The 13,940-nt window shown below is 59.7% G+C and carries 12 protein-coding genes; 10 read left to right on the forward strand and 2 right to left on the reverse strand.

Features of this window, described 5'->3' with window-relative positions; genetic code table 11:
- The first annotated feature begins 85 nt into the window (after window positions 1-85).
- From NW830_RS05600 to NW830_RS05610, 3 genes are all read left to right on the forward strand, one after another.
- Complete coding sequence (locus NW830_RS05600) at window positions 86-1,036, forward strand: LysR substrate-binding domain-containing protein (RefSeq protein WP_414360123.1); 951 nt, start codon at window positions 86-88, stop codon at window positions 1,034-1,036.
- A gap of 40 nt (window positions 1,037-1,076) precedes the next feature.
- Entirely contained in the window at window positions 1,077-1,988 is a 912-nt protein-coding gene (locus NW830_RS05605; protein WP_414360121.1) for an alpha/beta fold hydrolase, read from the forward strand.
- 126 nt (window positions 1,989-2,114) lie between these two features.
- Window positions 2,115-2,912, forward strand: a complete 798-nt coding sequence (locus NW830_RS05610; RefSeq protein ID WP_414360118.1) for an ABC transporter permease — start codon at window positions 2,115-2,117, stop codon at window positions 2,910-2,912.
- A gap of 7 nt (window positions 2,913-2,919) precedes the next feature.
- Here the strand turns inward: NW830_RS05610 and NW830_RS05615 are convergent, their stop codons facing one another.
- Both NW830_RS05615 and NW830_RS05620 read right to left on the reverse strand, forming a co-directional pair.
- Window positions 2,920-3,687, reverse strand: coding sequence for an MlaE family lipid ABC transporter permease subunit (locus NW830_RS05615; protein WP_414360116.1), 768 nt, complete (start codon window positions 3,685-3,687; stop codon window positions 2,920-2,922).
- 33 nt (window positions 3,688-3,720) lie between these two features.
- Entirely contained in the window at window positions 3,721-4,236 is a 516-nt protein-coding gene (locus tag NW830_RS05620) for a TIGR02652 family protein (RefSeq protein ID WP_414360114.1), read from the reverse strand.
- 302 nt (window positions 4,237-4,538) lie between these two features.
- On the opposite strand from NW830_RS05620, the gene rimP reads away from it, so the two are divergent.
- The 7 genes from rimP (at window position 4,539) to NW830_RS05655 (ending at window position 13,856) form a co-directional block, all read left to right on the forward strand.
- Window positions 4,539-5,012: a ribosome maturation factor RimP gene (gene rimP, locus NW830_RS05625; RefSeq protein WP_414360111.1), complete on the forward strand. Its 474-nt coding sequence runs from the start codon at window positions 4,539-4,541 to the stop codon at window positions 5,010-5,012.
- Between the two features lie 92 nt (window positions 5,013-5,104).
- Window positions 5,105-6,469 carry a transcription termination factor NusA gene (gene nusA / locus NW830_RS05630; protein WP_414360108.1) on the forward strand — a complete coding sequence of 455 codons (1,365 nt, stop codon included), beginning with the start codon at window positions 5,105-5,107 and terminating at the stop codon, window positions 6,467-6,469.
- A 61-nt stretch (window positions 6,470-6,530) separates the two neighbouring features.
- Window positions 6,531-7,178 (forward strand): flavin prenyltransferase UbiX, encoded by a 648-nt coding sequence (locus NW830_RS05635; RefSeq protein ID WP_414360105.1) that lies wholly within the window; start codon window positions 6,531-6,533, stop codon window positions 7,176-7,178.
- Between the two features lie 128 nt (window positions 7,179-7,306).
- Window positions 7,307-8,338: a LysR substrate-binding domain-containing protein gene (locus NW830_RS05640; protein WP_414360103.1), complete on the forward strand. Its 1,032-nt coding sequence runs from the start codon at window positions 7,307-7,309 to the stop codon at window positions 8,336-8,338.
- Window positions 8,339-10,693: 2,355 nt separating this feature from the next.
- On the forward strand, window positions 10,694-12,259 hold the full coding sequence (locus NW830_RS05645; protein ID WP_414360100.1) for a cryptochrome/photolyase family protein: 1,566 nt from the start codon (window positions 10,694-10,696) through the stop codon (window positions 12,257-12,259).
- Between the two features lie 50 nt (window positions 12,260-12,309).
- Window positions 12,310-12,831 carry a transcriptional regulator NrdR gene (gene nrdR, locus NW830_RS05650; RefSeq protein ID WP_414360098.1) on the forward strand — a complete coding sequence of 174 codons (522 nt, stop codon included), beginning with the start codon at window positions 12,310-12,312 and terminating at the stop codon, window positions 12,829-12,831.
- Between the two features lie 203 nt (window positions 12,832-13,034).
- Complete coding sequence (locus NW830_RS05655) at window positions 13,035-13,856, forward strand: hypothetical protein (RefSeq protein ID WP_414360096.1); 822 nt, start codon at window positions 13,035-13,037, stop codon at window positions 13,854-13,856.
- The last annotated feature ends 84 nt before the right edge of the window (window positions 13,857-13,940 follow it).

Raw genomic sequence — 13,940 nt, forward strand, 5'->3', positions numbered from 1 at the left:
GGTCGCATATAGTGGGATCTCGAGGGGGCTCTTGGCGCCGACAGCCAGGTTCTTAGAGGATCCACGCCGGCATTTGGAGTTCTCTATGGCCGATGGATTGCCGTTTACCCTAGATCAGCTTCTCATTCTCCAGGCCATTGCCCAGGAGGGAAGTTTTCGCCGGGCGGCTGACAGTCTGTTTATCTCCCAGCCAGCGGTTAGCTTACAAGTGCAGAACCTAGAGCGCCAGCTGGGGGTAATGCTGTTTGACCGGGGCGGGCGTAGGGTGGAGCTGACGGATGCGGGACAAGTGTTGCTGCAGTACAGCGAGCGCATCCTCAAGCTTTGCCGGGAGGCCGTTCAGGCGCTGGCAGAGGTGCGGGAGATGGGAAGGGGGCGCTTGGTGTTGGGGGCTAGCCAAACGGTAGGCACCTATGTGATGCCTTTTTTGATTGCCCAGTACCACCGCTGCTACCCCGGCATAGCTGTGCAACTTTTGGTGCAATCCACTCGGCGAATTGCTCAAAAGCTGGTCGACGGGCGCTTGGATCTGGCCGTAGTTGGGGGGGAAATCCCGTTTGAGTTGCAGCAGCATTTGAAGGTAATCGCGGTGGCGGAAGATGAATACGTGTTGGTTGGTGCCCCCGGCTGCACCCCTGCCGCTGCTGCCCTAACAGAGCTGGTGACGCTGCCTTTTATTACCCTGGATCCCCAGTCCTCCACGCGGCAGACTATCGACCGAGCCCTCAGTCGCCACGGCATTAACCCTGCCCAGTTGCAGGTGCGCCTAGAGCTCAGTTCAATTGAGGCCATTAAAAATGCCATCCAGGCAGGCTTAGGGGTGGCCTTTCTGTCAATGGTGGCCGTGGGATCTGACCTGGAGCAGGGGCGGCTGCGCAAGCTAGAGGTGGAAGGGCTGCAGATACGGCGCACCCTTTGGCTAGCCTACAACCCTGAGCGCTACCAGTCGCAAGCAGCCACCCGCTTCCGCGAGGGTTTGCTGGGCTACCAGGACTGGCTAAAAACGCCTCCGCGCTACCTGCAGTTGCTGGCTTGAGGTGTAGCGTTTTCCAAGCGGCTCAGGGGGATCGAAGCGGATGAAAGAGCAGGAGCTGTTGGAACGACTGCCCTTGGCGCGGCGTTTGGCGGAGTTAAGGGCCTGCATTCAAGAAATACCGCTGCAGAGGGTGAAGTTGGAGGGACTCAAGATTGCGGGAGCAGAGTCCTGCTGGGCTGCCTATCGGGAGTGGGGAGAAGGGGAACCCCCCCTGCTGTTTTTACATGGCTTCATGGCCACCCACGCCAACTGGTGGCCGCTGATGCAGGGACTGGGCGAACAGTACCACTGCCTTGCCCTGGATTTACTGGGGTTTGGACAGTCCAGCCAACCAGCCCTGCGCTACGATATTGCCACCGAAGTGGAGTTTGTGCGGGGGTTTGTCCAGGCGCTGGGTTTGCCCAAGCCCGTATTGGTGGGTCATTCTTTTGGGGGGTGGGTGGCGGCAGCCTATGCCATCCGCTACCCCCTGCGGGGGTTGGTCTTGCTGGCGCCTGCCGGGATCCGCGACGACAGCTTTGTCAAACGCTACCGCCACCTACGACTTTTGCTGCGGGAAGGCGCCTGGGTTGATAGGCTGCTGCGGGCTGCCATCCCCTTGGCTCACTGGGGACGCTGGGAACAGAAGCTGGCTTGGCTGCTGTGGCTGCGGGGATCCCTGCGCCAACAGCCGGTGGCCCGCCAATTTCTCCGCCAGCGGCTGCGCCCCCAAGCGGCTCTCGATACGGTCGAGCGTCAGCTGCAGGCCATTCAGGTTCCCACCCTGGTGGTGGCCGCCGAGCGGGACGAGACCATTCCCCTTTGGCACTGCCAGACCTATGCCGCGGGGATCCCTGGCGCCCAGCTCCGGATCCTGCCAGGGGCCAGCCACGCTATTCCTGCTCTCCATGCCGAGCAAGTTCTGCCTTTGCTGCGAGAGTTTCTGGAGGGCCTAAGCAGATCTCAGGAGTAGGCCCCACCTCCCCTCCGGCTTCCCCCAACGGACAGCTCTAGGCAGGGCACGGTCTGCCGCAGGGGAGATGCCTGTAGACTTAAGGGGTAGATGAACGGGCCTAAAGGCTGCAGGGAGAGCGGATTGGTGAAGAGACGCATCTGGCTGCAGGGTGTGAGCTATGCTACCTACGGCTTTCTCTACCTGCCGATTTTGCTCATTGCCATCTATTCCTTTAACCGCGCCCGCTTTGGCCTGGTGTGGACGGGCTTTACCTTCGATTGGTACCTGGCTCTCTTTCGCAATGCTGCCATCTGGCAGGCAATGCAAAATACCGTTGTCTTGGCGGGGGTCAGCACCCTAGTTAGCACCCTACTGGGATCCCTGTTGGGCTACGGCCTCTACCGCTATCATTTCCCCGCCAAAACGATGGTGCAAGGGCTGCTGCTGTTGCCGGTAGCCATCCCCGATATTGTGATGGCCGTTGGGCTGCTGCTGTTTTACCAGCTAGTGCGCGCCTACACTGGCTGGTTTGAGCTGGGCCTGGGAACGATGATCGTGGCTCACATTACGTTTCAGATTGCCTTTGTGGCCATTGTGGTGCGCAGCCGCCTCCAGCTTCTGGATCCCGCCTTGGAAGAAGCTGCCTACGACCTCTACGCCAACACCTGGCAAAAGCTGCGCCACGTTACCCTGCCGTTGGCCATGCCAGGGATCCTAGCTGCCGCTTTGCTGAGCTTTACCCTTTCGATAGATGACTTTGTTATCTCCTTTTTCACCAGTGGCCCCGAAAGCCAGACTCTGCCCATTCTGATCTACAGCATGGCGCGGCGGGGGGTAACGCCCGAGATCAACGCCCTCTCCACCGTGATCATCTTGGTAACCTTAGTTGCGGTGATAGGATTTCCCCTGCTCAACCGCTCGCGCCAGCAGCGAGGCCGCTAAAGAGGGGCTACAGCACGCGGCCAAGAGCGCTGCCTGGCCCCTGAAAGGCCAGCCAAGAGATAAGGAAGTTGGTTACAAACACTCCCAGCAACGCCGTCACCACTGCATCGGTGGTGGAGCGCCCCACCCCCTTGGCCCCCCCGCTCGTGGAAAGGCCCCAGCTGGAGCCGACGATGGCAATGAGAGCGCCGAACACCATCGCCTTCAAGCAGCAGACAATTAAATCCCAAGCATTGAGGAGGGTCTGGGCCGAGGTCAGGAAGACGGAAGAAGAAATGTTGTAAACCGAAGCGCAGATGACCATTCCCCCAAGCAGCCCCGTCAGGAGGGAGAGGATGGCGAGCACCGGCAGCATCAGCCCCGCTGCCAACACCCGTGGGATCACCAAGTAGTCCACCGGATCAGTGCGCAACAGGTAAAGGGCGTCGATCTGTTCAGTTACCTTCATCGTGCCCAGCTCAGCAGCAAAGGCAGACCCCACTCGTCCGGCTAGAATTACCGCCGTTACCACTGGCGTCAGCTCGCGGGCAAGGGCAATGGCCAAAACCCCCCCCACTAGAGAAGAGGCCCCAAAGTTGAGGAATTCTCGAGCTACCTGGATGGTGAAAACGCCGCTAATCACCACCGCCGTAATCAGGACAATTAGCAGCGACTCCAACCCCACTGCTGCCAGTTGCTCTAGAGTGTTGCGGCGATGGATACGGCCCTGTAGGAGGTGCAGGGTCACCTGACCAGCCAGAAGAAAACTGCTGCCGAGCCGCTGGAACCAATCCATTCTGCCTGGAAGGGGGAAATGCCTTGCTTCAGCTTAGTCACAGAGCTGCAGCTGGGACTGCAGCTGCCGCACAGCAGGATCTGGCTCATAGATTAGCTCAAAGTTAATCACTCGCCAGCGCTGCGGGGAGCCGCCTGCCCCTTCGGGGAGCTGGGAGCTAAAGCTGACCGGCAAGCCGTAGAGGCGAGGGGGGCCGGGGCGACGCTGGGATCCCTGCTCCAGGTAGGGGGTGAGGAGGGGACGGTAGCGCTCGGCTACAATGACCTGGGTGGCCCGCATTCCCTGCATGCGCAGGCGATCCAGCTCCTCGTGGATCTCAAAGCGAATCCCATCGGCGTGGGTGTGTTGACGATACCAGCGGCCTTCCCAGAGGCGCCAACGCCGCCCTGACTGGAGGTGGATCAGCTCCTCCTGCTCAGGGTCTGCCTCAAAAGCGCCGTGGCGATGGCAGAGGTAGGTATCGGTCAGGGTGAGGGCCGCAATCGTCTGCCCACAGTGGGGGCACTGGATGCTAGGGCCAAAGATGGGATAGGAAAAGGCAACTGTCATGAGAAATTCCCCCCCGTGGAGGGTTGGGCACATACGGGGCTGTCCACATTATAGAGGTTGCCCTTTTGCAGATCTGGCCTCGGGGATCCCAATGGCAGAATTGGATGAGATCGCCTAGAATGGTCCTAGGGAAAAAGCCTGCCGAGCTCAGGAGGGGGAGTAGGCCTTTCCCGGGAAAGCTCCGTGAAAGAACCGGGGAGTGGGTTGTGCCCACTTTTTTGCTTTTTCTAGGGAAGATTCTCCCTACCAGCTCCTCCAAGAGGCTGGCCTCTGGCTGTTTACTGAGTTAGCGAAAGTTGGCTATGGTTCATCCTCTGATTCCACAGTTGGAGAGCTTGGCCCGTCCTCTGGCCGCGCGACTGGGGTACCAACTGGTGCAGCTGGTTTTTCAAACAAACCAGTATCCGCCAGTTCTGCGGGTAGATATCCGCCCCTTGAACCCAGAGCAGGAAACCAGCCATGCCGATTGCGAAGTCATGAGCCAAGCCCTGGAAGTGGAGCTGGATCGGGTGGATCTCATCCCTGGGCACTACATCCTGGAGGTCTCCAGCCCGGGTATCAGCAACCTCCTGCTCAGTGACCGCGACTTTACAGTTTTTAAAGGGTTTGCGGTGGAGGTGACAGTAGATCCCCCCTACAAGGGCAAAACCCTCTGGGCAGGGCAGCTGGTGGGTCGGGATGAGGAGAAGGTTATCCTCTCCCTCAAAGGGCGACGCGTCCAGTTGCCCCGCGCCTTGGTGCAGCGGGTTGTCCTTTCTGAGGCGGAAACCGAGTGAGGTCGTAGAGCTGTCGGCTGGACCCTTGCTTTTCCCCTGCAAATGGCGGAGCAACAGCCAGAGTCAGTTGGATTCTTTCAGGAGGACAGTCTATGGCAATGGTGCCTCTGCCAGGTTTGGCAGAAATGGTGGAGATGATCTCGCGGGAGCGCAACTTGCCCCGCCACGTGGTTACTGAAGCCCTGCGAGAGGCGCTGCTCAAGGGCTACGAACGCTACCGCAAGACCATTCAGCGGGACGTCGTTTTCCCAGAAGACCACTTCCGCAACTTCGAGGTGGAGCTGGATGTGGAAGCAGGGGGCTTCCGCATTTTGGCCACCAAAACTATCGTCGAGCAGGTACGGGACCCGGATCACGAGATCTCGCTGTACGAGGTCCGGCAGGATTACCCAGAAGCCGAAGTTGGCTGGGAAGTCACCAACGACGTCACCCCCCAACAGGCGGAGTTTGGCCGCATGGCAGCTATCCAAACCAAGCAGGTGCTGGCCCAGAGGTTGCGCGACCAGCAGCGCCGCCATATCCAGGAGGAGTTTCGCGACCTGGAAAAAACGGTGTTGCAGGCGCGGGTGCTGCGCACAGAAGGGCAGACGGTGATCATGGCAGTATCTAGCGGTTTTGGGCGGCCCGAGGTGGAAGCCGAGCTACCCAAGAAGGAGCAGCTGGCCAGTGACCGCTACGTCCCTAACGCCGTGATGAAGGTCTATCTCAAAAAGGTCTATGAGGGATCCCGAAGGGGGCCCCAGCTTTTGGTTTCCCGGGCTGATGCTGGCCTAGTGGTCAACCTATTCGCCAATGAGGTGCCAGAGATTGAAGAGGACATCGTGCGCATCGTGGCAGTGGCCCGAGAGGCCAACCCCCCTTCCCGCAACGTGGGGCCGCGCACCAAGATTGCCGTCGATACCCTAGAGCGAGATGTGGATCCGGTGGGGGCCTGCATTGGCGCAAAGGGATCCCGCATCCAGGCGGTGGTGGCGGAGCTGCGCAACGAGAAAATTGACGTTATCCGCTGGTCGCCGGATCCGGCTACCTACATTGCCAACGCCCTCAGTCCGGCCAAGGTGGTGGAAGTACGCTTGGTGGATCCGGAGATCCAACAGGCCCACGTGCTGGTAACCAGTGACCAGCTTAGCCTAGCCATTGGCAAAGAGGGGCAAAATGTCCGTCTGGCTGCCCGCCTCACTGGCTGGAAAATTGACATCAAAGAAGTGGAGAGCTACCGAGCGGCTCTGGAAGAGGCGCAGGTCCAAGGACTGCCCTATCCCTTCATCACGCCAGCTGCTTTGGAACGCTTCCGACGGCGGGAAAAGCAGGCTGCTCTGGAAGTGGAAGAGGAGTACCCTGAGAAGCTCCCCCTGGCGGAGCTGGAAGAGGACGAGAGACTGGAGGACGAGTGGGTTGAGGAAGATGAGGACTTCGACTATGATGCCGAGTTTGACATTGCCCAGCCCAAGGCTTAGAACGGGGGATCTGGGCAGTCGATAAACTTAACTTAAGCAGAAGGCTTTCCTGACCTAACCCTTGAACTCCTCCCAACCGATCATCCTGGGTATATCGGGCGCCTCGGGGATGCTCTACGCCGTGCGCGCCCTGCACGTTCTGCTGAGCCTGGATTACCGCGTCGAAGTCGTGGTCTCCAGGGCCGCCTACCAGGTGTGGCAAGGAGAGCAGGGAGTGCCCCTACCGGCGGATCCCCAGCAGCAGGCCCAATTTTGGCGACAGCAGGCTGAAAGCGAGGGCGGCTCCCTGGTCTGTTACCGCTGGCAAGATTTAGGGGCAGCCATTGCCAGCGGCTCCTACCGCACCCAGGGGATGTTGGTGATCCCTTGCAGCATGGGCACGGTGGCCAAGCTAGCTGCCGGCTTGAGTTCGGATCTGCTGGAGCGGGCTGCCGATGTGCAGCTCAAGGAAGGTCGCCGCCTGGTCATCGTGCCGCGGGAAACCCCCTTTAGCCTAATTCACCTGCGCAACCTGACCACCCTGGCAGAGGCGGGGGCACGCATTGTTCCAGCCATTCCGGCCTGGTACCACCAGCCACGCACCATCCTAGATTTGGTGGACTTTGTCGTGGTAAAGGCGTTGGATCAGTTTGGCATCGACAGCAACCTCATCCAGCGCTGGCAAGGGATGCGTCAGCGCCAGATCCTCAAGTTCCCCTCTGAGGAGTGACCCTTGGCCAATCCTTGATGGTCTTCTTCTTCCCTCCAGAGAGGAGTGGGTTAGCCCCTTTGGATTGAGGGCTCATAGATCCTGGTTTATGATTCAAGAGCAAGTCATTGTACTCTCCTAATCCTCTCATGAAGAGTATCACGCTACACCAGCTGCAAATCTTCGAGGTTGCTGCCCGTCACCTAAGCTTTACCCGCGCTGCCGAGGAGTTGTACCTGACCCAGCCCACGATTTCAATGCAGATCAAGCAGCTCAGTAAAGTCGTGGGGCTGCCTCTGTTTGAGCAGGTAGGCAAGCGGCTCTATCTTACAGAAGCCGGCCGGGCTCTGTACCAGACTTGCCAGAAAATCTTTGAGCAGTTGAATGAATTGGAAATGACCCTCGCCGACCTGAAGGGATTAAAACAGGGACGGCTGAGCATTGGGGTTGTCACCACTGCCAAGTACTTTATTCCTCGCCTGCTGGGGGCGTTTTGTCAGCAGTATCCCGGTATCGATGTATCCCTAAAGGTGCTGAACCGGCAGCAAGTTCTGGAGCGGCTAAGTAGCAACATGGACGATCTCTATGTGATGGGGATGCCGCCGGAGGATCTGGATGTGGTAGCCCAGCCTTTTCTGGAAAATCCCTTGGTGGTGATAGCCCCCATTCACCACCCCTTGGTGGGCCAGAAGCGGATCCCTTTGGCCCGCATTGCCCAAGAGCCCTTCTTGGTCCGCGAGCCGGGTTCCGGCACCCGCATGGCGGTGGAGCGGCTCTTTGGCAAGCACAACCTAAAGCTCAACATTCGCATGGAAATAGGCAGCAGCGAAGCCATTCGCCAAGGTGTTATCGGCGGGTTAGGGATTTCGGTTTTGTCCCAGCACGTGTTGGCTCTAGGGGGATGGCAACAGCATTTGGCCATTTTGGATGTGGAGGAGTTTCCCATCCAGGGGTTTTGGTATTTGGTCTATTTGCGCTCCAAGCACCTTTCGGTGGTGGCTAAGACTTTTGCTGATTTCCTGCTGGCTCAGGTTCCTCGAATGGAGATGGATTTTCTGGCAAAAAAACAGCACAGATCCCCTTTAGATCCCAATCCAAATCATCTGCTTTCTGGCAGAGGGGATGAAAAGCATTCACCAGCTCCTGTTGCAATCCCTGGAGGTTCTGAAAATCATGGGTAAAAAAGATCCGTAAAAACGCCAAGTAGGCGCGTGCCCAGTTGTCCTGGGGATCCAACTCGACAATCTGTTCAAAGTGCCGCTGGGCTGCTTGTGGCCGCAATAGGGCCACCTCCAGCAGCGCCAGCTCGTAGTAGCTTTGTATCTCTTGCTCCCTCTGCCCCGCTGCCCCCCTTCGCTCCCCTTCCAAGAGTTGGCGGATCACGACCCGATCCGGATCGGTGAGGAAAGTCTGGTACTGCAACGTCGTCCAGGCGTTGAGGTAAAGGGACAGGGCTTCTAGATCTCCCCGTGCAGCCGCTTGGGCTGCCTGCCGCAGAGGAAAGAGGGGATCTCCTAGACTGACAGGGGATCCTCCTTCCCCGCCGTGGGATCCCTTCCAGGGCTGACTGAAAGACCGGCGCCCTCCCTGGGGAGGTTGCCACTCCAGGTGGAGGATCCCTTCTTTTGCAGCCAGCTCTGGCCAGGCCAAGATTTCCTCCACCTGCCAACTGCCGGGGGTGTGGGGCTGCAGGCGGTTTTGCCCCACCACCCAAGCCCGCTTGGCCAAGACCTGCCCCTGGGGACCTTCCAGGCGCGCCCAGACTAGCGTTTGGGCTAAGTCTTGGGCCGGGCCCTGCCAGCGCAGGCGCCAGGCCGGGATCCCTTCCTCTGGGAAGACCTTGAGCTGCAGCAGCTCCACTTCCTCTACTGGAGCAGGCACCTCTTGCAGCACAACCCTGGGCTGGGTGGGGAAGTAGGTGTACAACCGGCCCACCGCTTGTAGATCAAAATGCTCTTGCTGCCAGTCCGGACTCTTGTCTAGGAGTTGCCGAATTTGCTCCTTAGCTGGACCGTAGGGGCCGACAATTCCCTGCTCCCCTGCCGCATCCACAAACCCATCCAAGAGCACCAGCTCCAGCTCCGGCCAGGGAGTCTGGCCAGCCCCCCGGAAGGTAATGGGCCAGCGCTGCAGAGCCGCCAGGTAGCTGAGCGTCTCGGACGAAACCAGCTCAGTGTTGGGAAGAACGCCTAGGGTGGTGGCCAAACCTGGCTGCACCAGGGATCCAATCCACCGCGTCAGCTCCTGCTGGGGGTGCTGCCCCTGCCAGTGCATTTGGATCCCCTTCCAGAGAGGGGCCACGCCAGGGGTGAGGGGCTGCCCCAGGTTGAGCAGGGCCAGGGATCCCAAGGCTAGGCTCAGGCCAACTCCCTGCCGCAGTGCCCTTTGCCCCCAGCGCGCCCCCAGCCACCGCCAGCCTTTGTCCAGCCCACCCGCTGATAGGATGGCCAGCAGGGGCAACAGCGGCAGCGTAAAGCGCACATCCTTAATGGCTACCAGGGTGTAGAGCAAGTAGCCCGAGCCGTAGAGGCCCCACAGGAGAGTCTCCCGCCGGCTTGGGGATCCCCAGAGCGAAAGCAGCGGCAAGGGGCACAAAAAAGGGCTCATCTGCAGGGGCAAAACGCGCAAGTAGGCTGTCCACCAGCAGAGGGATCCCGCTGGGCAGGTGACGTAGTAATGGGCAGTCTCGGCATAGGCCCAGCCGTTGCTGAAGACAAACAGCCAATTGGCTCCATACCAGGGCCAGCACAAGAGCAGCGTCACCCCCATCCCCAGCGCCAGGTGGGCCAGCCGCACCGGCCAAGGGAGCTTCACCCCCAGGGGCACAGCCAGCAGTGGCGGCAGCAAAAACAGCACCCCTGTCCACTTGGCCAGCAACACCGCCGCCACCCCCGCCCCCACCCCCATCGCCCCCCACCAGGACGGTTCCTCCCCGTAGGCCCAGAGCGCCCAAAAAGCCAGCGTCACCGCCACCAGCAGCGGCAGCTCCAACATGTAGACATGGGCCAGAGCCGCGATCCCTGGGTAAAGGAGGAGCAGCGCTGCCGCCAACCAGCCCACCTCCTGAGAGTGGTAAATCCGCTGGCCCAGCCGCTGGGTTGCCAGGGTCAGGATCCCCAGCAACACCCAATTGAGCAACTGCCCATCGGCACGGCTAAAGGGGTGCAAAGCGGCCAACGGGATCCCCAGCCAATAGGCCAGAGGTGGGTAGCGCTGGTTTAAGTGCAAAAACTGCTGCCACCACACCCCTTCCCAGCGAAACCGCCGCAGGTGATCCCCAAATGCCTGGGCCTGCAACAGGTGCTGCGCCTCATCCCAGGCTGGCGGCAGGGGATCCGTCCAGTTCCAAACCAGCAACAGCAGTAGGGCCACCATCCCCAGGCCCGCCCAGGCGGGGAGAAAGGGGATCCCCAACCCCCCTCTTGCTGCCGCTAGCCAACTGGAGGTCGTCTTCATGGCCTCAGCCCTGTTTCCTGGCGCTACACTCAACTTGGGCTGCCCTTAGAGATCCTCGAGGCCGCGATATTCCCCCCCCCATGACCCTTCCACCCTCTGGCCCCACAGGTGTCTGGATCCTCCCCGACCAACTGCACCCCCAGCAAGCTGCCCTTGCCTCCCTCTCAACCCTACCTCCCCACCGCGTCCCCATCCTTTTTATCGAATCCCACGCTTGGGCCAGCTCCCGCAACCATCACCAGCAGAAGTTGGTGCTGGTGTGGTCAGCCATGCGTCACTTTGCCCAAGAATTGCAACAGCGCGGCCACCCCGTTACCTATGTGGAAGCCGAGGACTCTGCTGAACCCCTGCAGGCCTGGGCCAGGCAACATCAATTACAACAAATCCGCCTCATGCAGCCTGCCGACATTCCCGTCCGAGCGGAGGTGGAAAAGCTGAGATCCGCTCTCCCCTGCCCCCTCCTGGTCTTGGAAAATAACCACTTCCTCTGGACAGCCTCCCAGTTTATCGACTGGGCCTCAGGCCGCAAGCGCCTGCTTCTGGAAGACTTTTACCGCCAAGGGCGCAGACGCTTCCGCCTCCTCATGGACGGCTCCCAACCCCTGGGCGGGCGCTGGAACTACGACCGGGAAAACCGGCAGCCTCCTCAGCCTGGCCGGCGCTACCCACCTCCTCTGAGGTTTCCTCCCGACGCCATCACGCAAGCGGTGATGGAGAAAGTGCGGCGACGTTACGGCCACCACTTTGGATCCCTAGAGGGCTTTGGCTGGGCAGTCACCCGTGCCCAAGCCCTGCAGGTGCTCGAAGACTTTATCCAGCACCGCCTGCCCCATTTCGGTCCCTGGCAAGATGCCATGCAGGCTGGGGAGGACTTCCTCTACCACTCCCTCCTTTCTCCCTACCTCAATCTTGGGCTTCTCACCCCCCAAGAAGTCCTCGCCGCCGCCGAACAGGCCTACCATCGCGGCGGGATCCCTCTTCCTTCGGCGGAAGGCTTCATCCGTCAGATCCTGGGCTGGCGGGAATACCTGCGCGGCTTCTACGAATACCAGATGCCCCAGGGCTATGCCCAGAAGAACTTCTTTGGCCACCACCGCCCCCTGCCGGACTTTTTTTGGACGGGCGAAACCGACATGGCCTGCCTACGGCACACCCTAGGGCAAATTCGCCGCCACGGCTATGCCCACCACATCCAGCGGCTGATGGTGCTCAGCAATTTTGCCCTCATCAGCGGCATCCAACCCCAGGCAGTGGAAGCGTGGTTTCACGACGTCTTCATCGACAGCTACGACTGGGTGATGCAGCCCAACGTCATCGGCATGGGCCTTTTTGCCGACGGGGGCATGCTTTCCACCAAACCCTACGCGGCCTCTGCCCAGTACATCCGCAGAATGAGTGACTACTGCCGCCATTGCCGCTACAATCCCAGCGAAAAGGTTGGCGAACGCGCCTGTCCCTTTAATACCTTCTATTGGGATTTCCTCTTGCGCCACCGCCCCCTCTTGACCCCCCTAGGGAGGATGAAATGGGTATTGGCCCACCTGGATCGCTTGCAGCCGGAGCTAAAAGCCCAAATCCAAGCGCAAGCTGCCGCTTGGTGGGATCCCTGGCCTAGGAGCAACTCCCTGGACCAGCCGTCTGGCTAAAATTGGAGCACCTTCCCTTTCTGTGCTACTTGGTTCAAGGAGCCCACGTCATGAAATGTCCCCGCTGCGGCAAGCAAGAAATTCGCGTTTTAGAGTCCCGTTCGGCAGAAGGTGGCCAAAGCGTGCGGCGGCGGCGGGAATGCATGTCCTGTGGCTATCGCTTCACCACCTATGAGCGCATTGAATTCATGCCCATCATGGTCATTAAACGGGATGGATCCCGGGAGAGCTTTAACCGCAACAAGATCTTGCAGGGGGTGATGCGCGCCTGTCAGAAAACCCCTGTGACCCTCAAGCAGATGGAAGAGTTGGTTAACGAGATTGAAGAGAGACTCCAATTAGAAGATGTGCAGGAGGTAACCACCCTCCGCATTGGCGAGATGGTTTTGGAGCGGCTGCGGCACTTGAGCGAGGTAGCCTACCTGCGCTTCGCCTCGGTGTATCGCCGCTTTCGAGACATCAAAGACTTCGCTAACGAGTTGGAACAGTTAGAGCAGCTGGAGCAACCGCCACGCCAGGATCTAGAGCGCCTTCTGCAGAACTCCCTCACCTCAGAAGGGCTCCCAAAATAGCGCTAAAAAAATGCTCTCCCCCACCTCCCATTGGCAAAGCTTGGCGCTATGCTTGGGGTAGCAATCTCTGCCTGCACCAAGCCTAGGGCTAAGGCAGGGGGGTAAGCGGTGTTTAGCCCTACCCTTAGGAGATCCCTCTAGCAACATCTACGGGTGATCCCTTGCGGCCTCACTTTCACAGCTTTTCACTGTCAACGCTATCTATGCAACACGACGTTTGGGGTTCTAGCCCCTCTGCAACTCACAACGACAACTCCAGTGGTTTGCCAGGCAACAACTGCTTTCCTTCCCCTACCGGCCTAGAGGTGGGAAAAGGGACGGTACCCCTCCGGGTATATCAACAAGCGGCTGAAGAGCTGGAGTCTGCCCGTCAGCAGATGAGCCGCCTCTCTCTAGAAAATCAGCACTTGCGCGCCCTGCAGCAGCAGTTGTCTGGAGAAATTGCCGCCCTCGAGCAAGAGTTTCAGGAGCACCTGAACCAGATCCTCAAGCGTCTGCAGCAACTTAAGCTGCAGCTTGCCGACTCAAGCCAACAAGCAGCTACTTCCCAAGGGGGGACTACCGCAGCCCCTTGGCAAAGGGATAACCCAACCTCCTCTCCCTACGACTTTCTCGATCGCCTCAAGCAACGCCAAGGCCCCAGGGAGACTTCTTCCTTCCCTGGCAACAGCTACTCTCCTACCCCAGGTTTGGCTACACCCCCCTTCAATCTGCTCCGCCGAGCCTACTCCTTTACCTCTCCTCTCTACCGCCGTCAGGAAACTCCAGCAGAGCCTCCTTCACACCAGGCCGGCTACCAGGTTCCCTGCCTGGAGGAGTTGATACAAGAGACGGGAGGCCGAGATCTCCACCCCTCCACTGGAGTTTATCAGCGGATACGGGAGCAGCATCATAGCTCCCAGGGATCCCCCTTACTGTGGATGGCAGCAGCCATCCTCCTAGTGGTTGGATCTTTTGGATTGGGATTCGTGGCAGTACAGCCCTTCTTGCGCGGTAGTTCTCCTTCTTTGCAAGCGCCGCGGTGAGTTGGTGGGGGAAAAAGAATCCCCCTAGTGGGGGCTGAGGGTAGGTGGGCTGGCACCGAGCTATTTTTCCAGAGGGTCGCCCCT

Source organism: Synechococcus sp. OH30 (genome assembly GCF_047462175.1).
Classification (GTDB): domain Bacteria; phylum Cyanobacteriota; class Cyanobacteriia; order Thermostichales; family Thermostichaceae; genus Thermostichus.

Excerpts from the sequence above, each read along its gene's own strand:
- NW830_RS05615 (WP_414360116.1), bottom strand. The coding sequence starts at position 3,687 with ATGGATTGGTTCCAGCGGCTCGGCAGCAGTTTTCTTCTGGCTGGTCAG.
- rimP (WP_414360111.1), top strand. The coding sequence starts at position 4,539 with ATGGTTCATCCTCTGATTCCACAGTTGGAGAGCTTGGCCCGTCCTCTG.
- NW830_RS05640 (WP_414360103.1), top strand. The coding sequence starts at position 7,307 with ATGAAGAGTATCACGCTACACCAGCTGCAAATCTTCGAGGTTGCTGCC.
- NW830_RS05620 (WP_414360114.1), bottom strand. The coding sequence starts at position 4,236 with ATGACAGTTGCCTTTTCCTATCCCATCTTTGGCCCTAGCATCCAGTGC.
- NW830_RS05600 (WP_414360123.1), top strand. The coding sequence starts at position 86 with ATGGCCGATGGATTGCCGTTTACCCTAGATCAGCTTCTCATTCTCCAG.
- NW830_RS05645 (WP_414360100.1), top strand. The coding sequence starts at position 10,694 with ATGACCCTTCCACCCTCTGGCCCCACAGGTGTCTGGATCCTCCCCGAC.
- nusA (WP_414360108.1), top strand. The coding sequence starts at position 5,105 with ATGGCAATGGTGCCTCTGCCAGGTTTGGCAGAAATGGTGGAGATGATC.
- NW830_RS05605 (WP_414360121.1), top strand. The coding sequence starts at position 1,077 with ATGAAAGAGCAGGAGCTGTTGGAACGACTGCCCTTGGCGCGGCGTTTG.
- NW830_RS05655 (WP_414360096.1), top strand. The coding sequence starts at position 13,035 with ATGCAACACGACGTTTGGGGTTCTAGCCCCTCTGCAACTCACAACGAC.
- nrdR (WP_414360098.1), top strand. The coding sequence starts at position 12,310 with ATGAAATGTCCCCGCTGCGGCAAGCAAGAAATTCGCGTTTTAGAGTCC.